Consider the following 24,202-nt stretch of genomic DNA (forward strand, 5'->3'; position numbering starts at 1 on the left):
GACCGGAGTTGTGCCGTCTTACGCGGCTGGACTAGTAACGCTTGGAAGGGGCTGCGCCGCCCGTCGCCGCATCGTCGGCCGTTCCCTTGTGCGCAGCGCTGCCTGTGGTGCCGACCGTACCCCTGGTGCCCTTGGTCGATTTCATGCCGGCCTTCTCGCCCGCCGCGCCCGGCTGAGCATTCATCTCCTCGTCGCCGTTGCCCATCGTGCTGCCTTGCATGGGTTTGCTCTGCACGGTGCCGCCCGGCTTGGCGGTGGGGGGCGCGCTTTGCGCGAGAACGGGCGTCGCAATGAGAGCCGACAGAGCGCATGCGATCATCGAGGTCTTGACCAACTTCATCCATTTCTCCTGGATTTTTTCGCGATGAATGGCCCGGCGGCTTTCACGCCGCTCGTCTGTACCGGGCCATTGCATCGCGTCGAGAATTCGAGCGGCGCAATCGTCATGCAATGCGCATGGTGTGGTGATCGTTTAGGGATTTGACGGCGGTTTCGCGGAATTGTGCTCCGCATATAAGGCGGCGCGGAACAGTGCGCATCACGAGCATCTCCGCGCGCTACGAAACAGCCCGCTACTACCACCGCCCATCTGACGCCGCCTAGAGTTTGCGCAGGTTGATGTGGATGGGCGGCTCTAGACGATGCGCGCGTTCGTGCTGGGATTGTGCACCGCGATGGTGCTGATGGTGCGGGTTGCCGACGCGCAAATGCCTTTGCCGGCCGCGATGCCGCCAGCTGGCGCGACACTCTTCAAGCAACAATGCGCGGCGTGCCACACGTTGAGCCTGTCGGAGCCGGCGCGCCAGGGACCGCCGCTGCTCAAGGTCGTGGGCCGTCCCGCCGGCAAGGTCGAGGGCTTCAGGTATTCGCAAGGCCTCGCGAACGCGGATTTCACCTGGGACGAAGCCCGGCTCGACGCGTGGCTGACCAATCCGCAAGCCGTCATTCCCGGCGTCGTCATGGCCTACCGGCAAGGCAAGCCGGAGACGCGCGCCGCCATCATCGCTTACCTGAAGGAGCAGCACTGAATGGCAAAGCCGGTGCATTCCATGATCCGCGTGCTTGATGAAGCGCGCTCGCTCGACTTCTACCGGCGTGCCTTCGGCCTCGAAGTCGCCGACCATCTGAAATTCGCGGACTTCGCCCTGATCTATCTGCGTCATCCCTCCTCACCTTTCGAGGTCGAGCTGACGGTGAATTTCGATCGCAAGGAGCCGTACCAGCCCGGCGACGGCTACGGCCATCTCGCCGTCGTGGTCGAGGATCTCGAGACCGAGCATGCCCGCTTCGAGCGCGAGAAGCTCGCGCCAGGGCCCTTACGCGATTTCAAGCACGACGGCAGGACGCTGGCGCGCTTCTTCTTCGTCAGCGATCCCGATGGCTACAAGATCGAGGTGATCCAGCGGGGCGGACGTTTCAACTGATCCAATCATAAAATCAAAATTGACGGAGGAATGCCATGAGAGAAGTCGATCGTCGAAGCAAGCACAGCCGCCGCGTCTTTCTCAAGGGCGCGGCGACCGCCGTGCCGGTCGTGGCCGTCGCGACCAGCGTCGCTGTGAGCATCGAGGATGCGTGGGCCGATGATTCCAGCGCGCTCTCGCCCGCAACGATGAAGACATTGCTGAAAGTCGCGCGCGACATCTACCCGCACGACGTGCTCGGCGACAACTACTACATCACCGCGATCAAGCCGTGGGACGGCAAGGCGGCGAAGGATCCCGTCGTCAAGTCGCTGATCAGCGACGGCATCACGCGGCTAGATCAGAATGCGCGGGATCGCCACAAGCTGCCCTATGTCGAAGTGCCATGGGAAGCCGACCGTGTGGTGCTCTTGAAGGAGATTGAGGGAAGCGACTTCTTCCAGAAGGTGCGCGGCGACCTCATCGTGTCGCTCTACAACCAGAAGGAGGTCTGGCCACGCTTCGGCTACGAGGGCTCCTCGGCCGAGCACGGCGGCTACATCAACCGTGGCTTCGCCGACATCGACTGGCTGCCGAAGGCTTGAGACCCACCCCAACGGTTCAGGAGAACGCATATGGCAAAATTCGATCTGAACGACTCCAGCGTTGTGGTGATCGTCGGCTCCGGTGCCGGCGGCGGCACGCTGGGCAACGAGCTCGCGCAGAAGGGCGTCAAGGTGGTTATTCTCGAAGCGGGTCCCCGCATCGAGAACCACGACTTCGTCAACGACGAATGGGAGAGTTTTTCCCAGCTCGCCTGGACCGATGCACGCACCACGTCGGGCACGTGGCGCGTCGCCAAGGATTTTTCCGGCCTTCCCGCCTGGATCGTCAAGGCGGTCGGCGGCTCGACGACCCATTGGGCCGGCGCCTCGCTGCGCTTCGACGAGCACGAGTTCAGGGTGAAGAGCACCTACGGCAACCTTCCCGGCGCAAACCTCCTCGACTGGCCGGTTACCCTCGCCGAAATGGAGCCGTGGTACGCCAAGGCCGAGAACAAGATGGGCGTGACCCGCACCAACGGCATTCCCGGCCTTCCCGGCAACAATAATTTCAAGGTGCTGGAAGCCGGCGCCAGGAAGCTCGGCTACAAGACCGTGCACACCGGCAACATGGCGATCAACAGCCAACCGCGCGACGGCCGCGGCGCCTGCCAGCAGATCGGCTTCTGCTTCCAGGGCTGCAAATCCGGCGCGAAATGGTCGACGCTCTATACCGAGATCCCCAAGGGCGAGGCGACCGGCAATCTCGAAGTGCGACCGAGCAGCATGGCGATCAAGATCGAGCATGACGCTGGGGGCAAGGTCACCGGCGTCGTCTACGCCGACGAGAACGGCGCGATGCAACGGCAGAAGGCGCGCATCGTCGCGGTCGCCGGCAATTCGATCGAGAGCCCGCGGCTGCTGCTCAACAGCGCCTCGACCATGTTCCCCGACGGCCTTGGCAACTCATCGGGCCAGGTCGGCCGCAACTACATGCGGCACATGACCGGCAGCGTCTATGCCGTATTCGAGAAGTCCGTGCACATGTATCGCGGCACCACCATGGCCGGGATCATCCGCGATGAAGCCGCCAACAATCCGAAGCGCGGCTTCGTCGGCGGCTACGAGATGGAGACGCTGTCGATCGGGCTGCCGTTCATGGCGGCGTTCCTCAATCCCGGCGCCTGGGGCCGTCCATTCACCGCAGCGCTCGACGGTTATCCCAGGATGGCCGGCATGTGGCTGGTCGGCGAGGACATGCCGCAGGAGACCAACCGCATCACGCTCGACCCTCGCGTGAAGGACAAGTTCGGGCAGCCGGTCGCGAGCGTACATTTCGACGATCATCCCAACGATCTCGCGATGCGCGCGCACGCCTACAAGCAGGGCGCTGCGGTCTACGACGCCGTCGGCGCCACCGTGACCTATCCGACGCCGCCCTATCCGAGCACCCACAATCTCGGCACCAACCGCATGAGCGAGAAGCCGCGCGACGGCGTCGTCAACAAGTTCGGACAGAGCCACGACGTCAAGAACCTGTTCGTCTCGGACGGCAGCCAGTTCACCAGCGGGGCTGCCTGCAACCCGACGCTGACCATCGTCGCGCTGGCGATCCGGCAGGCGGATTACATTGCGGGGGCGATGCAGAAGAAGGAGATTTGAGGAAGGGGTGTTGTCACCGCGCCAGCGATGGCGACGTTGAGGGATTGCGTATCCACACCCAAGGTGTCGTCCCGGCGAACGCCGGGACCCATAACCACAGGGAGACATTTGGCGAAGATTGATCGTTCGGTACACCGACCTTCTGCAACACCGAGATCACGCGGTATGGGTCCCGGCGTTCGCCGGGACGACATTGTGGAAGCGTGCTCGCGCCTACCTGCTACTCCGCCGCATCGAGAATCGGTGCCACCGTCGCCTTGAACTCCGGCACCGTCGCCATGCTCTTCGAGCGATAGATCAGACACGAGCAGCGCAGCAGCGAGGCGAAATTGTTGACCTCGCCGTGATGGTCGAGGACCTCGTTGTAGAGCGTGGTCAGGAACTTGCCGACGCTCATATGCTCCCTGGCAGCGATCTCCTCCAGCGTATCCCAGAACGCCATTTCCAGCCGGATAGAGGTGCAATGGCCGCCGATCCGCAAGGAGCGGGTCTGGGATTCGTAGTCGCCCTGGGGCTGATGCGCAAAGAGATGGCACATGGCGTCCTCCCGTCCTGTTACCGTTTTTTCACGATGCTACACCGCTGCCCGGCGCCTCACAATCCGGACCGTCGTCGGATGTCGGCCGATCCCGGTTGCGCAACTTTCTCGAACGCTCAATGTCTTCAATGTGATAGGTAGCCCTCTTCCCCAGGCGGCTGCACCGCTGTTGCCCAACACATGCTTTTGACGCAACACGGCCTAGAATAGCGCCGTCCGCGAATCCAGATTCGTAAGCCTAAACTCAGAACCTCATGCCCGTCCGCCAATTGCCAGAACAGGTCGTCAACCGCATCGCCGCCGGTGAGGTGGTCGAGCGGCCGGCGAGCGTGGTCAAGGAGCTGGTCGAGAACGCCATCGATGCCGGCGCGAGCCGGATCGACGTCTTCACCGACGGCGGCGGGCGGCGGCGGATCGGCATCACCGATGACGGCGGCGGCATGACCGCGAAAGACCTCGCGCTCGCGGTCGAGCGCCACGCCACGTCCAAGCTCGACGACGAGGATCTGCTGCAGATCCGCACGCTCGGGTTCCGCGGCGAGGCGCTGCCCTCGATCGGCTCGGTGGCACGACTGTCCATCACCACCCGGCATGCCGGTGAGCCGCACGCCTGGGCGCTCACGGTCGAGGGCGGCGAGAAGTCCGAGATCATGCCGGCGGCGCTGGCGCATGGCACCCGTGTCGAGGTTGGCGACCTCTTCTATGCGACGCCGGCCCGGCTGAAATTTTTGAAGACCGACCGCACCGAGGCCGAGGCGATCCGCGAAGTGGTCAGGCGCCTCGCGATGGCGCGGCCCGATATCGCCTTCACGCTCGCGGGCGAAGAGCGCGCACCGGTGACTTGGGCTGCCGCGCTGCCCGGCGCGGCCGGACGGCTGACGCGGCTCGGCGACATTCTGGGCGCTGAGTTTCGCAGCCATGCCTTCGAGGTCCATGCCGAACGCGAGGGCGTGGTGGTCAGCGGCTATGCCGCAGCTCCCGCACTGACCAAAGCCAATGCGCTCGGGCAATATCTCTTCGTCAACGGCCGCCCGGTCCGCGACAAGCTGATCCTGGGCGCGGTGCGCGGCGCCTATGCCGACTATCTGCCACGCGACCGGCATCCCGTGCTGGCGCTGTTCGTCACGCTGGATCCGCGCGAGGTTGACGCCAACGTCCATCCGGCCAAAACCGAAGTGCGCTTCCGCAACGCCGGCCTCGTCCGCGCGCTGATCGTGCACGGGCTGAAGGAAGGCCTCGCGCGCGAGGGCCGGCGCACCGCCGCCAACAGCGGTGAGAGCGCGTTGTCCTCGTTCCGGCCGGCCTTCACGCCGCCGCGCCCCGCAAGCTGGGACTGGCGGGCTTCGCCGTCCGCGCCCGTTGCGCCGATGCCGTCATTTGAAGGTGCCGCCGCACCCGCTTTCGCAGAGCGCACGCAGGCCGCCTTCGACGTCGGCACGCCCAGTGCGGACGTGAGGATCGAGTCGCAGCCCGTCAGCGACCTCGTCGACCGCCCGCTCGGCGCGGCCCGCACGCAGATCCACGAGACCTACATCGTCTCGCAGACCCGCGACGGATTGATCATCGTCGACCAGCACGCCGCGCATGAGCGCATCGTCTATGAGCGGTTGAAGGCCTCGCTGGCTGCGAACGGCGTGCAGCGGCAGATCCTCTTGATCCCCGAGATCGTCGAGATGGACGAGGCGACGGTCGAGCGCCTCCTGGAGCGCAGCGAGGAGCTCGCATCGTTCGGCCTCGCCATCGAATCCTTCGGCCCCGGCGCGGTCGCGGTGCGCGAGACACCCTCGCTGCTCGGCAAGACCAATGCGGGCGGCCTCTTGCGCGATCTCTCCGAGCACATGGCCGAATGGGACCAGGCGCTGCCGCTGGAGCGCCGCCTGATGCACGTCGCGGCGACCATGGCCTGCCACGGCTCGGTGCGCGCCGGCCGCAGGCTGCGGCCGGAAGAGATGAACGCCCTGCTCCGCGAGATGGAGGACACCCCGAACTCCGGGCAGTGCAACCACGGCCGGCCGACCTATGTCGAGCTGAAGCTGAGCGATGTGGAGAAACTGTTCGGGCGAAGGTGACGGTGCCGTGGTGACGGTGCCGTAGGGTGGGCAAAGCGTAGCGTGCCCACCACCTCTCTCGATCATGCGGAGATCGTGGGCACGGCGCGTTGCGCCTTTGCCCACCCTACGAGAGCGAGACTACGGCTTCCTCAAAAACACGAACTCCGTGTCGTCATACGCCCGCCGCTCCAATTCCTCGTAACCTTCCGGCGTCGCGAACTGCGCGGCCTTCGCCTCCTCCACCACCAGCAGCGCGCCGGGCGTGAGCCAGCCGCCATCGCGCAAGCTTGCCAGCGCCTTCTCCGCAAAGCCCTTGCCATAGGGCGGATCGAGGAACGCGAGCGAGAACGGCTCGACGGGATGCGCGGGGCCGAGATCGGTCGCATCGCGGCGATAGACTTTCGTCACGCCGCCGAGGCCGAGCGACTCGACGTTATTGCGCAGCAGCGCCCGCGCTTCCGCGCCATTATCGACGAACAGCGTGAACTTCGCCCCGCGCGACGACGCCTCGATGCCGAGCGCGCCGGTGCCGGCGAAGAGATCGAGCACGCGCGCGTCTTCAATCGGATCGTCATAGGCATGCACGAGGATGTTGAACACGGACTCGCGCAGGCGGTCCGCCGTGGGGCGGATGTCGCGCGAGGACGGTGAGGCGAGATTGCGCCCCTTCAAACGACCGCCGACGACGCGCAAGCTAGTCCTCCTTCGGCGTCAGGTCGCGCTTGCCGTGATACCCGCGTTTCGGACGGCGCGGCGGGCCGTAGCCGTTGGCTTCCTCCTCGTTGCGCTCGCGCGCCTCCTCGCTGCCGGTGCGCTGCACCAGCACGCGGCGGCCCTTGCGGTCGTTGATCACCGCGCGCTTGCTGGCGGGCTTCGCCTCGCGCGGCGCATCGTCGACGCGCGACGAGGATTTCGAGGGCACGTCGAACTGCGCCCCCGACTTCTCGATCACCTTGTCGCCGAGCTGGTCGCGCAGCACGCGCGACTTGATCTCCTCGACCTGACCTTCGGGCACCTCGCCGAGCTGGAACGGACCGTAGGAAACCCGGATCAGCCGGTTCACCTCGAGCCCGAGATGGGCGCAGACATTGCGCACCTCGCGATTCTTGCCTTCGCGGATCGCGAACACCAGCCAGACGTTGGCGCCCTGGTCGCGCTCCAGCGTCGCTTCGATCGGACCGTATTTGACGCCCTCGACCTCGATGCCGTTCTTGAGCTCGTCGAGCTGCGCCTGGGTGACGTCGCCATGGGCGCGGACGCGGTAGCGGCGCAGCCAGCCGGTGTCCGGCAGCTCGAGCGTCCGCGCGAGGCCGCCGTCATTGGTGAGCAGCAGCAGGCCCTCGGTATTGAAATCGAGCCGGCCGATCGAGATCAGCCGCGGCAGGCCTTCGGGCAGATTGTCGAACACGGTCGGACGACCCTCGGGATCGTCATGCGTGGTCATCAGCCCGCGCGGCTTGTGATAGAGGAACAGCCGCGTGCGCTCGCGCTCCGGCAACGGCTTTCCGTCGACCAGAACGACGTCGTTCTTTGTAATGTCGAGCGCCGGCGAGTTGATGACGCGGCCGTTGACGGTGACGCGGCCCTGCGTGACCATCTCCTCGGCATCGCGGCGCGAGGCAAGCCCCGCGCGGGCCAGCGCCTTGGCGATGCGCTCGCCGGCCTTCTTCGGCTTTGGCTCTTCTTCCCGGCGCGGCCGCCGGTCGAAATCACGGTCGCGCTCGCGATAGGCGCCGCGGCCGCCGAAGGCGGGGCGTTTCTCGAAAATCCTGCTATCGTCTTCGTTTTCACGGCGCGGGCGATCACCGAAACGGCCTTCGCTGCGCGGATGCTCGTGCCAATCGGAACGGCCTTCCGACCGCTCGCGCGGACGATTGAATTTCGGCCGGTCACCGCCACGCCCGCCGCGGTCGCCATCGCCATCGCGACGGGGCCGATCGAATTTCGGACGGTCCTCGCGCGGCCGATCGAATTTGGGCCGCTCGCGGAACGGACGATCGCCCGATGTGCGATCGTCGCGCGAGCGCGAGAACCGCGGACGGTCCTCGCCGCTACCTTGACGGTCGTCGCGCTTCTGCCAGGGCTTGTCCTCGCCGCGATCACGGCCGCCGAAATCCTTGCGCGGGCCTTTGCCAAAATCCTTGCGCGGCGGACGATCGCCACGCGGACGGTCGTCGCGCTTCTGCCACGGCTTGGAATCGGAGCGCTCGCCGCGGTCGCGATCAGGACCGCCCCGCGAGAACTTCCGCTCGCCGTCGAACTTGCGTTCCGGGCGATCGCCACGCGGCGCATAGGGCTTCTTGTCGCCAAACTTTCTGTCACCGGTCCGGCCGGCGGGGCGGGAATCGTCGCGATCCCTGCGCGGCGGACGGTCGTCGCGGCCATAGGAGGGGCGATCACCGCGCGGCTTGAAGGGACGCTTCTCGCCATCACGCGAGGAGCGATCGGAAAACGGACGGTCGCCACGCGGCTTGAAGCTGCGCTCGCCGCGACCCTCGCTGCCGCGGTCATCGCGCTTGAAGCGGGGACGGTCGGAAAAATCGCGGCGCGGGGCATCGCCCTCCTCGCGGCGGCGGAAGGGTTGACCCTCGCGGGGCGCGCGGCTGTCGCGGTCGCCACGGGGCGGGCGGCTGTCGCGATCGCCCCTCCCTTCGCTCTTGCCCTCAAAACCGCGCTTGGCGAACTTCTTCTCGGGGCCGCGCGCCTTGCCGGAACGGCCGCCTTTGGCCGGGCCTCGCCGGCCGCGGGAATCGTTGTCTTTGTCGCTGTCGCGAGGCATGAATAATCTCACTCAAGGGGGTGGCCGTTAGGCATTGTGCGCGCTCGTTCGGAGCCGCATGCCCAGGCAAAACCGGTAAGCACTTCTGCTGAAGGCGCAGCTACTAGCAGGTTTCTGGCGATGATACGAGGCTTGAAAGCCCCCTCCTTCATGGATTTGGCGCTCAGAACGGCCGAAAATGCCGGAAAAGCGGGCGAAGTTCCGATCGGGTGCGTGGTGGTCCGCAATTACGAGGTGATCGCCACCGCGGCGAACCGGACGCTGACCGATTATGACCCCACCGCCCATGCCGAGATCGTCGCGCTGCGCGAGGCCGCGAAAAAGATCGGCAGCGAGCGCCTCGTCGACTGCGACCTCTACGTGACGCTGGAGCCCTGCACCATGTGTGCGGGCGCGATCTCGTTTGCAAGGGTGAGGCGCCTCTATTACGGCGCCGCCGATCCCAAGGGGGGCGCGGTCGAATCCGGCGTGCGGTTCTTCGCCTCCCCGACCTGCCACCACGCGCCGGACGTCTATTCCGGAGTCGGCGAGAGCGAGGCGGCGCGGCTGCTCAAGGAGTTCTTTCGCGAGCGGCGCTAGCTGCCTGCGAAAAACTCGCGCAGCGCTTGGGCTGTCACATCCGGGTTCTCCTCCGTGAGGAAGTGGCCGGAATCCACCGGCATCCCCACGACGTTCGTCGCCCATTGCTGCCAGGTGTCGAGCGGCGTCGCCGCGGCCTGTGCCACGCCGGCGTTGCCCCACAGCGCCAGCATGGGAATGGTGATCTTCTTGCCGGCTTCGAAATCGGCCTTGTCGAGGTCGTAGTCGAAATAGGCGCCGGCGCGATAGTCCTCGCACATCGCATGCACGCGGGCGGGATCGCGGAACGGGGCGATGTAGTGCTCGAGCGCGCGCGGGTCGATGGCATCCAGCGTCCTCGACCTGGTCTGGCTCGCCATCTTGAAGCGCAGGAAGAACTCGCCATTGCTCGAGATCAGCGTCTCCGGCAGCGGATAGGGCTGCGCCAGGAAGGTCCAGTGATAGATCTTCAGCGCGTAGGCGCGGTTCATCCGCTCCCAGTAATTATAGGTCGGCAGGATATCGAGCACCGCGAGCTTCGACAGCCGGCCGGGATGGTCGAGCGCGAGGCGATAGGAGACGCGGCCGCCGCGGTCGTGGCCGGCCAGCGCGAAGTGCACGTGACCGAGCCGCTCCATCACCTCCACCATCGCCTTGGCCATCGCGCGCTTGCTGTAGGGGATGTGCAGCGCATCGCTCTCGGGCATGTCGGACCAGCCATAGCCCGGCAGATCGGCGATGATCAGCGTGAAGTGCTTGGCCAGCTCAGGCGCGACCTGGTGCCACATCACATGGGTCTCGGAGAAGCCGTGCAGGAGCAGCAGCGGCGGCCCGCTGCCGCCGACGCGGGCGAAGATCCGGCCGAAGGAGGTGTTGATCCATTCGGAGGCAAAATCCGGATAAAGGTCGGCGAGATCGGACATCTTGTTGCATCCTTGAGAGGTCAGTCGGGGCCTGCCCCCGACACCTAAAATTGCGAAAACAACCCCATGCACAGTACCGGTATCATCATCGGGGTCAGTAAGCCCCACGACTGATTACACATTCTGGGGTGCACATGTGGCCATCCGGTGACGACGACCGCGCCAAGCTAGCTCTGGACGAGCCCTCGCTCAGCCCTTGGCCTTCTCCGCCTCCACCGCCTGCCAGCCGATGTCGCGGCGGCAGAAGCCCTCGGGCCAGCTGATGCGGTCGACGGCCTGATAGGCGCGGGCCTGGGCCTCCGTCACGGTCTTGCCGAGCGCGCAGACATTGAGCACACGGCCGCCATTGGCGAGGATCGCGCCGTCCTTCTCGACCGTGCCGGCGTGGAAGATCTCGACGGTGTTCACCTTCGCCGCGTCATCGAGTCCGTCGATCCGCGTACCCTTCTGGTAGTCGCCGGGATAACCCTTCGCCGCCATCACCACCGTGAGCGCGGAGTCCGGATGCCAGCGCAGATCGAAATTCTTCAGCTGGCCGTCGCAGGCGGCGAGGAAGGCCGGCACGATGTCCGACATCATGCGCAGCATCAGCACCTGGCACTCGGGATCGCCGAAGCGGACGTTGAACTCGAACAGTTTTGGCCCCTGCGTCGTCAGCATGATCCCGGCATAGAGGATGCCGCGGAACGGCGTGCCGCGCTGCTTCATGCCTGATACCGTCGGCAGGATGATCTTGGCCATGATCGCGTCGTGGATCCCGGGCGTGACCAAAGGCGTCGGCGAATAGGCGCCCATGCCGCCGGTGTTCGGCCCGACGTCGTGGTCGAACACGCGCTTGTGGTCCTGGGCGGAGGCCAGCGGAATCGCCGTCTCGCCGTCGCACAGCGCAAAGAAGCTGATCTCGCGGCCCGGCAAGAACTCCTCGATCACGACTTCAGTGCCGGCCTCGCCGAAAGCGCCCTCGAACATCATGGCGATGGCGTCCTCGGCCTCGCGCACGGTCTTGGCGACGACGACGCCCTTGCCGGCGGCGAGCCCGTCGGCCTTCACGACGATCGGCGCGCCCGTGCTCTGCACGTAGGCACGCGCGTCATCGGCGTTGGTGAAGCGCTTGTAGGCGCCTGTGGGAATACCGAACTCGGTGCAGAGCGCCTTGGTAAAACCCTTGGAGCTTTCGAGCTGGGCGGGGATCTTGCTCGGGCCGAACGCCTTGATGCCGGCAGCGGCGAGATCATCGACGATGCCGGCCGCCAGCGGCGTCTCCGGCCCGACCACCACGAGCTCGACCTTGTTCGTCTTGCAGAAGTCGATCACCGCGGCATGGTCGGCGATATCGAGCGCCACGCATTCCGCCTCCCGCGCGATGCCGGCATTGCCGGGCGCGCACCAGAACCTGGTCACCAGGGGGGAAGCCGCGATCTTCCACGCCAGGGCATGTTCGCGGCCGCCGGAACCGAGCAGGAGAATGTGCATCGAAGGCTCAGAATGAAGGATTTGCTGGGGGCGGAGGTCGCACGAATCGGCTCGCGTCTCAAGGGGCTTGTCCCGAACTCCCCGCCATTCAATCTGCCCGTCATTCAGGGTACGCCCGCTCGGACCACGACTTTTCGCCGTGCGCACGATCAGGTACACGGTCTGCCGTCCCACAGCGCGCTTGCCGGGGCGGATCGTACAAGGGCTGATGGATGAACCCTGAGAAGCTGCAGCCGGGCGCTCCGGCCCTGGAGAAGGGACTGGACCTGTTGGAAGCGCTGGCGGGCGCGTCGCGCGGGCTCAGCCAGAAGCAGCTCGCCGAGTGCGTCGGCCGCTCCGTCAGCGAGATTTTCCGGATGCTGGTGGCGCTGGAGCGCCGCGGCTATGTCGCGCGGGACCCGGCGACCGGCGAATACACGTTGACGCTGAAACTGTTCCGGATCGCCTCGCAATTCCCGCCGACCGAGCGGCTGCTGAAGGCGGCGCTGCCGGTGATGGAGCAGCTCGCTTCCCGCGTGCAGTTGTCTTGCCACCTCACGGTGTTGCACGGCGAGCAGTTCATGGTGATTGCCCGCATCGAGCCGGAATGGTTGATGGGCTGGTCGGTCAAGGTGGGAGCAGTATTTCCCCTCACCCAGCAATACGCTTCTGCGAAGGTCCTGGCCGCATTTCAGCTCGAAGGCCGGCGCCAGGAGCTTGCCCATGTCATCGCTGAACACGATCGCATCAGCGCCAAGAAGGCGCTGGCAGCGCTAGACCGCATTTCCTCGGAGGGAGGAAACTTCTCCAATGACGACGGCTACACGCGCATCCTGGCCTATAGCTGCCCGATCATCGAAGCCTCCGGCCGCGCGGCCGCCGCATTGACCGTTCCACTGGTGAGGCAGGATCGGATTCCCGCGAACGAAGCCGACACCATTGCGGCCGAGCTGCGCAGCGCCGCCAGGATCGTTTCCGAGAAGATCGGCGGCGTCGCTTAAGCGACCGTGGTACCGCCGTCGACGACCCAGGCCGCACCGTTGACATGCGCGGCCTCGTCGGAGGCCAGAAACGCCACGATATTGGCGACATCCCGCGGCCGGCCATGAACAACCGCGCCGTTTCGGCGCAACGAAACGGCGTTATCGCGCGCCTGTCCCTCCAATTCCCGGATCATGCGCGACTCGATCGGTCCGGGGAGAACGGCATTGACCCTAATGCCGGTCCCGCTCACCTCGAGCGCCGCCGTCCGCGTCAGTCCAAGCACCGCGTGCTTGGACGCGACATAGCCGGCGAGCCCCGCACGCCCGCGGATCGCCGACGTCGACGCCGTATTAATGATCGCGCCCGCGCCACGTTGCGTCATTCGTGCAAGCACATGCTTGAGGCCGAGAAAGACCCCCTTTACGTTGACCTGCAGCAGCCGATCAAATGTCTCGTCGGGATATTCGTGGAGAGGAGCGACAACGCCCTCGATGCCTGCATTGTTGGCGAATATGCCGATCGGCCCCAACTCTGCTTCGACCGTTTCGACGAAGGCCGCCGTATCGAGGGCACTGGAGACATCGGCGCGGATGGCAAGCGCCCTCACGCCGGCGTCCTCGACAAGGCGCGCACTGGCGTTTGCCGCCACTTCATCGCGGTCGACGATCGCGACCGCAGCGCTCATCTGTGTCAACCTCAGCGCAATGGCCCGACCAATATCGCCCCCGCCGCCGGTGACGAGCGCCACCGGCCGCCGGTCATTTGCGGTCATGATTTCAGGAACTCGCAGCCGCCCTCCTCCAGAGGCCGCCAGGCCTCGGACGGTGCAATGGTCTTGACCAGCTTGTAGTAATCCCAGGGCTGCTTGGATTCCGCGGGCGTCTTCACCTCGAACAGATACATGTTGTGCAGCTTGCGACCGTCAGCCCGCACGCTGCCCTTGCCGAACAGGGGATCATCGGTCGGCAGCTTCTTCATTTGTTCGACGACGGCCTTGCCGTCGCTGGAAGCGCCGAGCGCATCGACCGCCTTCAGGTAATGCAGGGTCGTCGCGTAGGCACCGGCATGCAAAGCGGTCGGGTAGCGGCCGTTGTTGCGCGGTGCAAACCGTTTGGTCCAGGCGCGGGTATCCTCGTTCAGGTCCCAGTAGAAGGATTCGGTGAACTGCAGCCCCTGCGCGATCTTGAGGCCGAGCGAATGCACATCGCTCAGATAGAGCACCGTCGCAACCACGCGCTGGCCGCCCTGCGGAATACCGAACTCCACCGCCTGCTTGATGGAATTGATGGTGTCGCCGCCGGCATTGACCAACGCGATGATTTCCGCCTTCGAAGCCTGGGCCTGCAGCAGGAAGGAGGAGAAGTCCTGTGTATTGATCGGCGTACGCACCCCGCCGAGGATCTTTCCGCCGAATTTCTGCACGACATTCTTGATGTCGCCTTCCATGGCGTGGCCGAACGCGTAGTCCGCAGTCAGCAGGAACCAGCTCTTGCCGCCACTCTCGACCACCGCGCGCGCAACGCCCGACGAGAGCGCATAGGTATCGTACGTCCAGTGCACGAGATTGGGCGAGCAGGACTTGCCGGTCAGATCGGACGAGGAGGCGCCCGATACCAGCAGCGTCTTGTTGTTCTGCTGCACGACGCTGCGCACCGCGAGTGCGACGGCTGAATTCGGCGCATCGACAAAGACGTCGACACTCTGGCGATCGATCCACTCGCGCGCGATGTTGGCGCCGAGATCGGCCTTGTTCATGTGGTCGCCGCTGATGACTTCGATCGGTCGGGTCATCTTGTGAGCCGAGGCCTGAAAATCCTCGACCGCCATTTTGGCTGCCAGCAGCGAGCCCGGGCCGGTGACATCGGCATAGAGGCTGGACATGTCCGTCAACACGCCGATCCGAAGCGGCTTTGCCTCCTGCGTCTGCGCACCGAGGCCCGTCATGCCCAACGCAAGGCCGCCGGCGCCGGCCAACAGTCGGCGGCGGCTTACACGATATTGTCCTGCCATGTCCGAACCCTCCCTTGCTTTGCCCGCGCTTTCCGCGCGCTATTAGCCGCCCGCACGTACATCGCGCGCAGGCTGATCTTTTGTTTACGGGGTAAGCCGCTCGATGAGCCGCCGGTCCTCGACCTCGAACCCGCCGCCATAGACGTCCGACACCATGAAATGCGCGCCGAGGATTTCCGGATTCAGTTCGGCGATGGGATCGTACGCGCTGGCGTGCAGGGTCATGGAGGCGCGGCCCGGCACCGGCTTGGAGTATTTCAATGGCGTGCGGCGATAGACGATGTCGGCATAGGCCGTGCCGAGCCGCTCGGGATGCGGCAAGCGGCGCACGTGGATTTCACCGGCCGGCAGCTCATCGCCGTCGACGATCCTGACGACCGGTGCGGACGCGTCAGGCGTGAAGGAGAAATCGGCAAGTGAAATGCCGCGACGACGGACCCACCCGGTGATTGATCCGTCCGGATGCTCATCGAAGGCGTAGTGGGTATCCTTCTTGGTGTAGCCGAACACCTCGCGCCCCGCGCAGATCCCCATGGGATCGCTGCAATACATGAAGATATGCGTCTCGGTGAACAGCCCGTTGTAGCGCACCGGCACCGAGATCATCAGATCGAACATCTCTCCGGCGTGCACGGCCAGGGAATGGCCGGGCGAGCGCATGAAGCGGAAAGCGACGCGATCGCTCGCGATCTCGAACGGCGTGTCGGCAAGCAGTGTTGAGACCTTGCCCGGGGCGACGCGGGTCATGATCTCGACGGTGCGCAAGGTGCAGCCCCACTCCACCGGATAGGCCGGCGAATAGGGCGGATTGACCCCGCTGTTCGGCTTGAGCCGGTATTCGCCAAACACGCGCCGACGCGGATCGTCGGGATCGGTGATCACATCGCTCATCGGCTCGGCTCGCTCTGTTTTTATATATGATTTTATAATTGCATATATGAAATTAAGGCTGAGTCAAGCCGCGGCTTTCCGACCGCATGCGAGGCGCGCACGGTCGCGCGAGCATGGCGGTCTCCGGCAAGGCTTCGGCTGGCAGCCTCTATCGGCTGACGGCCTAAACCTGGCTCCCCGCAATAATCTCCTGCAGCGTCGCCACGTGCCTTGCGAACGCCCCACGGCCCGCAGCGGTGGCGGTGACCGTGGTCTGCGGCTTCTTGCCCACGAACGCCTTGTCCACCTGGACGTATCCCGCCTTCGCCAGGGTCTCGATGTGCGCGCCGAGATTGCCGTCGGTGGCGCCGGTCAGCTTCTTCAGCCGCGAGAACTCCAGCCCCGCTGTCGCAGGCAGCGCGTTCAGCGCTGCCATGATCTTCAGCCGCAGCGGCTGGTGGATGATGTCGTCGAACTCCGCCACGGCTAGCCCCGCCGCATCCAGAGGGTACCCGCAATCAGCGCGCCGCCATTGACGGCCGCCATCCACGGCAACAGCGGTACACCCGGGATAGTGAAATATCCGATCAGCGTCAGCGCGATGATGGTCGCGCCGAGCGGTGCAAAGGCGTAGCCGAACCGAAGCCCCGCCGTCAGGTAGACCAGCGTGATGTAGACCTGCCAAAACACCGTTTGCTGCCGCGGCGAGAACCTGCCGAAGTAGCAGCAGACGAGGCCGAAGGCGGCGATCAGCACAAGCGCCAGCAGACTGCGCCTGTCGAACAGACGAATTCCGTTTCGCGAAAGATGATAGGCGCCGAGAGCAACGAGGCCGAGGGCCGAGACGACGTAGAGTGCAAACCAGAAATACAGCCCGTCATTCACCACGAACCAGCTGTTCCAATAATGGGCCCCGTAGCGCGGCCAGAACCAGATCAGGGCATCGTCGGCAAACGGCAGCACGGCCCACAGCAGCAGGACGAGGCCAGAGACCAGGTAGATCTGCGACCGCCGCACAGGACGAATGGTATTCTCGCGCTCGTTCAGCGCATCGGAAGCCCGCTTGCTGTCGGTCACGGGAGCGCTCCTTCCTGGGTCTTGGCTGCAGGCCGGTGGATGATGTCGTCGAGCCCGGGCATGCGCTAGATCCGCCGCATCCAGAGGCCGCCGAGGACGAGGCCACCGCCGTTGACGAAGGCCATCCAGAGCGGGAACGCCTCGCCGATGTAGAAGAAGCCGAACAGCGTCAGCGCCGTGATGCCGAGGCCGATCGCAACGAACACGTAGCCGAACCAGAGCCCGGCGAGTGTGTAGAACAGCATGAAATAGATCGGCCAGAACGTTCCCAACTGGCGCGGACCAAAATGACCGACGACGCTGGTGACGAGATAGCCGAACGCGAAGAACAGTGCGAATACCAGGAACAGCCTGATGCCAACGCCGGCGCCAAAGGGGTGGCTTTTCGGATCGAACACGCGAAGTGCAATCAGGCCGCCGACGCCCAGAACGTCTACAGCAACCCAGGCGTAGGCCGCGTAGATCGGCCAAAGCCAGGTCACGAGATTGGCCGCGAACACCAGCACGCCCCACCAGACCGCTGCGAGGCTCGCCAGCTCATAGAGCTGCGATTGCTTCACGCGCTGGACGATATCGTCGATATCGGCCAGCGCTGCGGACGCCTCCCTGCTGTCGATCATGACTGCCCTGCCCCGCGCGTTGCCACGTCCTCGGCGATCACCAAGATCGCCTTCGGATGGGTGACGATGCCCATATGATTGATGCCGTCAATGACCTTGACGTCGACCGACGGCTTCACCGCCTGCACGGTCTCGGCATATTTGTCCGAGATCATCATCTCGTCCTCGGCACCGCCGAAGATCGTGATCGGACGCGTGGTTGCCGGAAGATCGACGCGATAGCCGCGCGTCGCGAAATTGCGCATCAGGCGGTCGGAATAGGTCGAGGTGAGATACTTCGCCGAACTTGCCGGCACCGCGAAGGCGAGCACCGGAAGCTGCGCACAGCAGTCGATGCCGAGCTTGCGCAGGGCCGTCAGTCCCAGGAAACGTGGAATGTCGGCACTGACCCAGCCACCGTTGCTCGGCCGGTTGGTCGGTGCGTCATAGCCGAGATAGGGCGCGAGCAGCACGGTGCGCACGAACATGTCCTGCATGATCGGCGTCGCGGCGACTCGCAGCGAGAAGCCGGCGCCGGCGGAATGGCCGATCAAGGTGAGCGGCAGGTCCGGCGCGGTCTTGCGAATTTCGGCGACGAAATCGACGAGATCGTCCTCGAGCTGGCCGACATAGCCGATATCGCCGCGGGTGCCGGAGCCGCCATGGCCGCGGATGTCGAGCGCCCAGGTCTCCACCCCGCGCGCGGCGATCGCGTGGGTCAGCGCATGGTTGACGGTGCCGCTGGAGCCGGACGAGCCATGGATGAAGATCGCGCCGCGGCCCGCCGCCGGGCCCCCGGAGCCATTTCCGTTCCGATGGGATCGGGCTCCGGATTCCTGTTTTGACGCGTTTTCTTCACGCGAACCGGCTTCCACTTCGCTTGAAAACGCTTTGGGCGCGTAGTGGCGATAGCCGATCCAGGTGCCGTCGCGGGCCTGGAAGCGCTCCAGCGCAGGCAGGCTGGACCAGTCGATCCCCTTGGCGGAGTCGGAGACCGACCGCATCTCGGGCGGCCGCTCCAGCGGCGTGGCGATCATCGCAATCAGGATCAGCGCCACGCCGCCGACCGCACACAGGGCCCATTTCAGGCCGCTCAAAACGCCGCGCAGCAACCGCATGGCCATGGCTTACTCCCGTAAATGCACCAATCAATAGAGAACTCTATATTACAGAGTACTCTCCCGATCAATCCCTGGATTGGCGCCGCGCGGCGAAAATCCTTAACGTCGGGTCTGACCCCAAAATGCCGAATCGTTTGCCGATGCCGCCTGCGGAACAACTGAACAACGCGTTTGAATTCACCGTCTCCGAGCTCTCCCAATCCCTGAAGCGGACGGTGGAGGACACCTACGGCCATGTCCGGGTCCGCGGTGAGATCTCGGGGTTCCGCGGCGCGCACTCCTCCGGCCATTGCTATTTCGCGCTCAAGGACGAGAGCGCCAAGATCGAGGCGGTGATCTGGAAGGGCGTGCACGGCCGGATGCGCTTCAAGCCCCAGGAAGGGCTCGAGGTCATCGCCACCGGCAAGCTGACGACCTATCCGGGCTCCTCGAAGTACCAGATCGTGATCGAGGCGCTGGAGCCCGCCGGCATCGGCGCGCTGATGGCGCTGATGGAGGAGCGCAAGAAGAAGCTCGCCGCGGAAGGGTTGTTCGACGAGGCGCGCAAGCAGCTGCTGCCGTGGTTGCCGGAGGTGATCGGCGTCGTGACCTCGCCGACCGGCGCGGTGATCCGCGACATCCTGCACCGGCTGGAGGACCGCTTCCCCCGCCGCGTGCTGGTGTGGCCGGTGAAAGTTCAGGGCGACGGCTCGGCCGAGCAGGTCGCGGCCGCGATCCGCGGCTTCAACGCGATTGCCCCGGGCGGCAAGATTCCGCGCCCCGATGTGCTGATCGTCGCGCGCGGCGGCGGCTCGCTGGAGGACCTCTGGTCGTTCAACGAGGAGATCGTGGTGCGGGCGGCAGCCGAGAGCATGATCCCGCTGATCTCGGCGGTGGGGCACGAGACCGACATCACGCTGATCGACTTCGTCGCCGACAAGCGCGCGCCGACGCCGACGGCGGCGGCCGAGATGGCGGTCCCCGTGCGCAGCGAATTGTTCGTCGAGGTCGCCGATCTCGGACGCCGCACCCGCGCCTATTGGCAACGCAGCCAGGAGAGCCGCCGCAGCGAGCTGCGCGCCGCCGCACGCGCGCTGCCAGCGGCGGGCGATCTGCTGGCGATTCCGCGGCAGCGGCTGGATTCGGCAGGAAGCGCCCTGCCGCGCTGTCTCAAGGCCAACACGCACGCGCATTTCCGCCGGTTTACCGCCGCAAGTTCAAAGCTGACGCTGCGGGTGCTGCACGGCCAGATCACGCAGGCCGACCACCGCCTCACCGTGTGCGGCGAACGGCTGGGTCTGTCCGCGCGCTCGCTGCTGCGGCGGCGGCGCGACCGCTTTGCCGGACTCGAGGTTCGCTTGCGCGCGTCGAAGCTCTCCAATGCGCAGGCGCAGCGCAACGCCATCGCCCGGCAGCGCGAGCGCACGCATCGCCTCAGCGAGCGCGCCGGCCGCGCACTCGTCACCTTGCTGCAGCGGCTGGAGGCCCGCGTCGAGAACAGCGGCAAGTTGCTGTCGGCTTTGTCGTATCGCAGCGTGCTCGCGCGCGGCTTTGCGCTGGTGCGGGACGAGGCGGGACATCCGCTGCATGCGGCGGACAGCATCGGGCCGAATGCGCGGCTCGAGATCGAGTTTGCCGATGGCCGTGTCGGCGCAACGGCGGACGCGGATCGGCCGGCGCCAACGGCAAAGCGCGCACCAGCGCAGCCAAAGTCGGCTGCGGCGGACGCAAAGCCCGCGCCGAAGCGCGTGGCCAAGCCGGTGGATCAGGGCAGCCTGTTCTGAGGTGTGAGAACGGCGCTCCACCCTCGGTGTCATTCCCCGCGAAAGCGGGGAATCCAGTACGCCGCAGCTTCTCGATGACTCACAGCCGCCTCGGCGTACTGGATCCCCGGTCAAGCCGGGCGATGACAGCGATTGTGTGGGACGCGCGTGTATTCCCAAAGCGTCATTGCGGGGAGCTCGCGACAAAATTGCGTAGCAATTTTGCGCCGAAGCGACGAAGCAATGACGGAGCATGTCGGGACAGCATGCCCCTACCTACACGACAATCCCGCATCGATCGTGGTCCAGAAGCCGCAATGTTCCGGCGCGCGCTGTGGCGCGCCGGCGTGGGCCTCGTACAGGAAGATCGCGACGGTGAAGACGGCCAGTGCGGAAGCGAAGAGGACGATGCGCATGAGGACTGCGTTTAATCGACATCGTGGTCGAACTAAGGCGCCGTCACGTGCTGAAACCGGCGCCGCATGCGATCCGTAGATTCCCGGTCGGCCATCAAGTCCGTGCAGGGCGGTGGTCGATGCGGGGCTGTCCGCCTGAATTTGTTCCTCGGGCGGCCGCTTCCGCCTTCGCTTCGACCGAGCTACGGCGCGACAAGTCCGCTCATCCGAGCTAGCGCGCCAGCCACTGCGCGACGTCCTTCTGCGACTCCGCGCGCGCCTTGGCATCCGTGCCGAGATGGCCGCGCTCGGGCACGGCGGCATCGTTGCTGCCGCCGGCTGCGTGCAGCGGCGTGTTGGCGCGGTCGAAATCGTGATAGGCGCCGGGATAGACCACGATGCGTGCGAGCGCGCTGCGGCCATGCGCGCCCTCGACCATCTGGCGGCAGGCCGGCGGCGAGGAGACGTCGTCATTGGCGCCGATCAGCACCAGGGTCGGCACCCGCGTGCTCCAGCCGAGACCGGCGGAGATCCGGCAGTCCGGATAGAACGCGATCGCGGCGCGGAAATCCGGCTCCAGGTCACGCGCCGCGCCCTGCGGCCGCACGGCCCACAGCAGCGCACTCGCGCCGTTGGCCCAGCCCATCAGGCTGACGCGATCGCGCGCCACCCAGGACTGCTTCATCAGCCAGGCGCGCGATGCTGCGACGTCGGTGACGCGCTCGCGCCGCGCCTTGACGTGCATCTCCTTGACGCGGCATTGCGGCCCGAGCTCACGCGAGCCGTAGCTGTCGGGCAGCAGCACGGCATTGCCCGCCCTGAGCAGGCGCTCGGCCCAATCGCGATAGCGCGGCAGCACGGGATCGGAATGGCTGCCGAGGCCGCCGCAGCCGTGCAGCGCGACCACGGCCGGAAACGGCCCCGGACCTTCAGGCTTGTAGAGCTGCGCGTGCAGCACGCCGGACGCCAGCGGAATGTCGACCGGCTGCGGCGCCGGCGCGGCACGCGCGGCCGACATCAGCAGCATCAGGAACAGGGTGGTCAGTCGAAGGCGCATCGGACTCTGCCATAGGAGATGCCGGAACCAGCGATCCTTCGCCCAAGCACTATCACGCGGAAACGGCGGCAAAACATCACAAACCGGTGGGTTTACCGGGCGGACAAGCCACCCTATCTATGCTACATCCCGTCCAACACATCGTGCCCTCCAGTTTCCACGGAGCGGCCTTCCACGGAGACTTTCGACCGTGCTGAACAAGTTCGGCCCCTCGGGCCATGGCGAAGCGCAAGTGCAATATCTCGACGGCGACTTCCGCGTGATCTCGCCGGGGACCTTCGTGCGCTGTGCCATCACCGACACGCGGATTCCGCTCGACGAGCTGAAGTACTGGAGCGTGGATTTGCAGGAGGCCTACGCCACACCCGCCGCCGTGCTGCAGCGGCATTTCCCCGGCGCGCCGAAACCGCAGCAATGAGCTTTCCGCTCTCCTAGGGTGGGCAAAGGCGCAAAGCGCCGTGCCCACCATCTCTCGATGACCGCGATGGACAAGGTGGGCACGCGTTGCTTTGCCCACCCTACGAGAGCGAGTTCGTGGCGTCGTTCTGCTATTGCTGCTCGTGACCATCCGCACCCACACAAGTCTTGATCGCGCTCTTCCTGGCTTCGCCGACGACCTTCTGATCGATCGCCTGCTTCAGGCAATCGAGCCGCGCCTGCGCCATGCAGAGCTGCAGCTGGTCGCGCTTGTCCTGCCCCTTCAGGCTCGCCGTCGCGGCAAGGCACGTCACGCGCTTGGTCGCGGGAACCGGCACCGTGCTGGTTGGCGCAGCGGGAGAAGCCGCAGGCGGCGTTTGTGCGAACACGGGCGCAACGATCAGACACACAAGGCTGGCGGCAACGGTCGCAGACGGCAGTTTCATCGAATTCTCCTGATCGTCGGGAACCGATAGGCGTTTTGCGATGAATGTCGCCTGAATGGCAGGCTGCTGCAGGTTGGGCAAAGCGCAGCAGTGCGGCATGGCACGAGCGGTGCAGCTTTTGCACATCATCGGGATGAGGTGATGTTCGCATGCACCTGAACTGCGAGTCTCACAGAGGAAAAAATCTCCATCGTGCCGATCCGCGTTGCATCGAAGAATACTTGCACTCCGTAGTTAGTCATTTCGCGTTGTGGTTGGATTCTTTGTCGCGATCCGGCGCCCTTAAGTTGTTTGACGAAGTCTTGTTGAAACAGAGAGCTGCTACAGTGTTCGTTAGGTAATTGGCCCTGTTCCTTTTATCGCACAGACAATCAGGTCAACCAAACGGCCCTCGAGCTTTGGAATTGGCGCAGTCTGTGAACGGGCTCATATCGAAAGAGCCATCTGACGGGCTACGATCACCTCGAAAATTTGCGGTGGAATATCTGTAAATCGAGAGTCAAACGATGGGGGTGATCATGCCCACCATATTGGACCTGCTCTATCGTGAATATTGTCGCGCCCGTCTCGCTGAAATGCGCAAACAGCTTCTGATCGCGGCTGAACGCGCCGAAGCTCTCGAAGCGCATCATCATCCTGCGGATCAGGTTGACGATGAGAGGACGGACGCACATCGCAAGACCGGTCTCGGCCTGCCGCATTGAAAGTGGCCCGCAACCGGCGATCTCTCCCGCGTAGCAGTGACCAAGCAATTGGCAACAGTTTGGGAGTGAACAATGAATACGCCCGAATGCTATACCGTCGTGGTGGCCTGCGTCTCGTGCCTGACCATTATTGGATTAATGGCCGTTGGGGCGTGGTGAGCATGACTGATTGCCGAGCCGATACCGGTTCACGTGAAGAAGACGCGTCAAGAACGGGAATTCAGAGCTCCGGTTCTGCTCATCAGAACCGAAGCTCCAAAGCGCGATGCGATTAGGATGAATCGTCATCGCGCTTTGGGTTGGTTTAAGCATGATCTTTTCGGAAAACCGCTGCGCACTTTTCCGGATTATGCTCCAGGTCCGGATGTCAGCTTCCGGGCGGGGTATACGAAGAACGCAGCTTCGCCGCGTTCTGGCGAACCTGCTTGATCTCGTCCTGCGTGAACAACCTGGTCAGTTTCACATTCTGCAGGGTGCCGGCGGTGACGGTCAGGCCGGAAATGGCCGGCGCCGCACCCGGATCAGGCACATCGAAAATCACCAAAACGCCTGGGCCGTCGGCCGCAACGCTGTACATCGAAAGCAGCTTTCCGCCGGCCGCTTCGATGAGCTTTCGTGCCGCCTCCTGGCGATCGGTCGTGGGATTCTCCAAAATGGCATTGAGAGCGCGTGGGGTGTACTGTCCGGTGAGGCAAAAATGCATGGCATGTTCTCCTCTGGTTTTTTGGCAATGATTCTCCCTGCCGTTCCGAACTGATCGTTACGGCCGCTGCATCTGAAGTGATGAAGGTACTGCCCGCCGTGGGCATAAACGCCGCCGATGATTTCCGGGAGGTCGGCACGTCCCGGTGACGGCTCTCATGGAAGGCTAC

General features: G+C 64.9%; 27 protein-coding genes. 10 read left to right on the top strand and 17 right to left on the bottom strand.

Features of this window, described 5'->3' with window-relative positions:
* Positions 1-31: 31 nt before the first annotated feature.
* Positions 32-340, bottom strand: a complete 309-nt coding sequence (locus tag GDN70_RS33335) for a hypothetical protein (RefSeq protein WP_152103573.1) — start codon at positions 338-340, stop codon at positions 32-34.
* Between the two features lie 301 nt (positions 341-641).
* Here GDN70_RS33335 and GDN70_RS33340 point away from each other — a divergent pair, with 301 nt between their 5' ends.
* From GDN70_RS33340 to GDN70_RS33355, 4 genes are read left to right on the top strand one after another with little or no spacing between them, the layout of a single operon-like run.
* Positions 642-1,028 (top strand): c-type cytochrome, encoded by a 387-nt coding sequence (locus GDN70_RS33340; protein ID WP_152103574.1) that lies wholly within the window; start codon positions 642-644, stop codon positions 1,026-1,028.
* Positions 1,029-1,424, top strand: a complete 396-nt coding sequence (locus GDN70_RS33345; protein WP_028140132.1) for a VOC family protein — start codon at positions 1,029-1,031, stop codon at positions 1,422-1,424. It begins immediately after the preceding gene.
* A 35-nt stretch (positions 1,425-1,459) separates the two neighbouring features.
* On the top strand, positions 1,460-2,008 hold the full coding sequence (locus GDN70_RS33350; protein ID WP_097669105.1) for a Twin-arginine translocation pathway signal: 549 nt from the start codon (positions 1,460-1,462) through the stop codon (positions 2,006-2,008).
* A gap of 30 nt (positions 2,009-2,038) precedes the next feature.
* Positions 2,039-3,607, top strand: coding sequence for a GMC family oxidoreductase (locus tag GDN70_RS33355; protein WP_038971149.1), 1,569 nt, complete (start codon positions 2,039-2,041; stop codon positions 3,605-3,607).
* 220 nt (positions 3,608-3,827) lie between these two features.
* On the opposite strand, the gene GDN70_RS33360 is transcribed toward GDN70_RS33355, so the two are convergent.
* Positions 3,828-4,145: a ribbon-helix-helix domain-containing protein gene (locus GDN70_RS33360; protein ID WP_097669104.1), complete on the bottom strand. Its 318-nt coding sequence runs from the start codon at positions 4,143-4,145 to the stop codon at positions 3,828-3,830.
* 254 nt (positions 4,146-4,399) lie between these two features.
* On the opposite strand from GDN70_RS33360, the gene mutL reads away from it, so the two are divergent.
* The gene (gene mutL, locus GDN70_RS33365) at positions 4,400-6,214 is read left to right on the top strand and encodes a DNA mismatch repair endonuclease MutL (RefSeq protein WP_097669103.1); all 1,815 of its coding nucleotides are present in this window, start codon (positions 4,400-4,402) and stop codon (positions 6,212-6,214) included.
* Between the two features lie 120 nt (positions 6,215-6,334).
* Here mutL and rsmD read toward each other — a convergent pair whose 3' ends face one another.
* Together rsmD and GDN70_RS33375 are read right to left on the bottom strand one after the other, a co-directional pair.
* A complete protein-coding gene (gene rsmD / locus GDN70_RS33370) occupies positions 6,335-6,889 on the bottom strand; it encodes a 16S rRNA (guanine(966)-N(2))-methyltransferase RsmD (protein ID WP_097669102.1) in 555 nt (184 codons plus the stop codon).
* A 1-nt stretch (position 6,890) separates the two neighbouring features.
* The gene (locus GDN70_RS33375) at positions 6,891-8,975 is read right to left on the bottom strand and encodes a pseudouridine synthase (protein WP_173015921.1); all 2,085 of its coding nucleotides are present in this window, start codon (positions 8,973-8,975) and stop codon (positions 6,891-6,893) included.
* A gap of 120 nt (positions 8,976-9,095) precedes the next feature.
* Between GDN70_RS33375 and GDN70_RS33380 the strand changes: the two genes are divergently transcribed.
* Positions 9,096-9,554 (top strand): nucleoside deaminase, encoded by a 459-nt coding sequence (locus GDN70_RS33380; protein ID WP_038947486.1) that lies wholly within the window; start codon positions 9,096-9,098, stop codon positions 9,552-9,554.
* Here the strand turns inward: GDN70_RS33380 and GDN70_RS33385 are convergent.
* Together GDN70_RS33385 and purD are read right to left on the bottom strand one after the other, a co-directional pair.
* Positions 9,551-10,456 (bottom strand): alpha/beta fold hydrolase, encoded by a 906-nt coding sequence (locus GDN70_RS33385; protein ID WP_097669100.1) that lies wholly within the window; start codon positions 10,454-10,456, stop codon positions 9,551-9,553. The two genes, GDN70_RS33380 and GDN70_RS33385, sit on opposite strands and share 4 nt — an antisense overlap.
* A gap of 189 nt (positions 10,457-10,645) precedes the next feature.
* Positions 10,646-11,929, bottom strand: a complete 1,284-nt coding sequence (gene purD, locus GDN70_RS33390) for a phosphoribosylamine--glycine ligase (protein WP_152103575.1) — start codon at positions 11,927-11,929, stop codon at positions 10,646-10,648.
* 212 nt (positions 11,930-12,141) lie between these two features.
* Here purD and GDN70_RS33395 point away from each other — a divergent pair, with 212 nt between their 5' ends.
* A complete protein-coding gene (locus GDN70_RS33395) occupies positions 12,142-12,909 on the top strand; it encodes an IclR family transcriptional regulator (RefSeq protein ID WP_049801865.1) in 768 nt (255 codons plus the stop codon).
* Here GDN70_RS33395 and GDN70_RS33400 read toward each other — a convergent pair.
* The 7 genes from GDN70_RS33400 to GDN70_RS33430 form a co-directional block, all read right to left on the bottom strand.
* Positions 12,906-13,664 (bottom strand): SDR family NAD(P)-dependent oxidoreductase, encoded by a 759-nt coding sequence (locus GDN70_RS33400; protein ID WP_028140123.1) that lies wholly within the window; start codon positions 13,662-13,664, stop codon positions 12,906-12,908. The two genes, GDN70_RS33395 and GDN70_RS33400, sit on opposite strands and share 4 nt — an antisense overlap.
* Complete coding sequence (locus tag GDN70_RS33405; RefSeq protein WP_085967869.1) at positions 13,661-14,836, bottom strand: ABC transporter substrate-binding protein; 1,176 nt, start codon at positions 14,834-14,836, stop codon at positions 13,661-13,663. The genes GDN70_RS33400 and GDN70_RS33405 overlap by 4 nt, the downstream gene beginning before the upstream one ends.
* Before the next feature lie 150 nt (positions 14,837-14,986).
* A complete protein-coding gene (locus tag GDN70_RS33410) occupies positions 14,987-15,793 on the bottom strand; it encodes an acetoacetate decarboxylase family protein (RefSeq protein WP_197742267.1) in 807 nt (268 codons plus the stop codon).
* 163 nt (positions 15,794-15,956) lie between these two features.
* Complete coding sequence (locus GDN70_RS33415) at positions 15,957-16,256, bottom strand: transcriptional regulator (protein ID WP_152103576.1); 300 nt, start codon at positions 16,254-16,256, stop codon at positions 15,957-15,959.
* Between the two features lie 2 nt (positions 16,257-16,258).
* A complete protein-coding gene (locus tag GDN70_RS33420) occupies positions 16,259-16,849 on the bottom strand; it encodes a hypothetical protein (protein WP_028140119.1) in 591 nt (196 codons plus the stop codon).
* A 65-nt stretch (positions 16,850-16,914) separates the two neighbouring features.
* Positions 16,915-17,469, bottom strand: a complete 555-nt coding sequence (locus GDN70_RS33425; RefSeq protein ID WP_028140118.1) for a hypothetical protein — start codon at positions 17,467-17,469, stop codon at positions 16,915-16,917.
* Complete coding sequence (locus tag GDN70_RS33430) at positions 17,466-18,572, bottom strand: alpha/beta hydrolase (protein ID WP_038971158.1); 1,107 nt, start codon at positions 18,570-18,572, stop codon at positions 17,466-17,468. Before GDN70_RS33430 ends, GDN70_RS33425 begins: the two co-directional genes overlap by 4 nt.
* A gap of 137 nt (positions 18,573-18,709) precedes the next feature.
* Here GDN70_RS33430 and xseA point away from each other — a divergent pair, with 137 nt between their 5' ends.
* On the top strand, positions 18,710-20,332 hold the full coding sequence (gene xseA / locus GDN70_RS33435; protein ID WP_028140116.1) for an exodeoxyribonuclease VII large subunit: 1,623 nt from the start codon (positions 18,710-18,712) through the stop codon (positions 20,330-20,332).
* Between the two features lie 251 nt (positions 20,333-20,583).
* Here the strand turns inward: xseA and GDN70_RS35330 are convergent, their stop codons facing one another.
* Together GDN70_RS35330 and GDN70_RS33445 are read right to left on the bottom strand one after the other, a co-directional pair.
* The gene (locus GDN70_RS35330; protein ID WP_018321928.1) at positions 20,584-20,727 is read right to left on the bottom strand and encodes a hypothetical protein; all 144 of its coding nucleotides are present in this window, start codon (positions 20,725-20,727) and stop codon (positions 20,584-20,586) included.
* Positions 20,728-20,938: 211 nt separating this feature from the next.
* A complete protein-coding gene (locus GDN70_RS33445; RefSeq protein WP_152103577.1) occupies positions 20,939-21,763 on the bottom strand; it encodes a dienelactone hydrolase family protein in 825 nt (274 codons plus the stop codon).
* 190 nt (positions 21,764-21,953) lie between these two features.
* On the opposite strand from GDN70_RS33445, the gene GDN70_RS33450 reads away from it, so the two are divergent.
* Positions 21,954-22,181 carry a DUF2093 domain-containing protein gene (locus tag GDN70_RS33450; protein ID WP_018321926.1) on the top strand — a complete coding sequence of 76 codons (228 nt, stop codon included), beginning with the start codon at positions 21,954-21,956 and terminating at the stop codon, positions 22,179-22,181.
* 130 nt (positions 22,182-22,311) lie between these two features.
* Here the strand turns inward: GDN70_RS33450 and GDN70_RS33455 are convergent, their stop codons facing one another.
* Positions 22,312-22,626: a hypothetical protein gene (locus GDN70_RS33455; protein WP_152103578.1), complete on the bottom strand. Its 315-nt coding sequence runs from the start codon at positions 22,624-22,626 to the stop codon at positions 22,312-22,314.
* 506 nt (positions 22,627-23,132) lie between these two features.
* Here GDN70_RS33455 and GDN70_RS35335 point away from each other — a divergent pair.
* Positions 23,133-23,330, top strand: a complete 198-nt coding sequence (locus GDN70_RS35335; protein ID WP_162832262.1) for a hypothetical protein — start codon at positions 23,133-23,135, stop codon at positions 23,328-23,330.
* Positions 23,331-23,697: 367 nt separating this feature from the next.
* Here GDN70_RS35335 and GDN70_RS33465 read toward each other — a convergent pair whose 3' ends face one another.
* On the bottom strand, positions 23,698-24,033 hold the full coding sequence (locus tag GDN70_RS33465) for a GYD domain-containing protein (protein WP_018321923.1): 336 nt from the start codon (positions 24,031-24,033) through the stop codon (positions 23,698-23,700).
* Between the last annotated feature and the right edge of the window lie 169 nt (positions 24,034-24,202).

The organism is Bradyrhizobium sp. TM102 (assembly GCF_009176685.1).
GTDB lineage: Bacteria > Pseudomonadota > Alphaproteobacteria > Rhizobiales > Xanthobacteraceae > Bradyrhizobium > Bradyrhizobium ottawaense.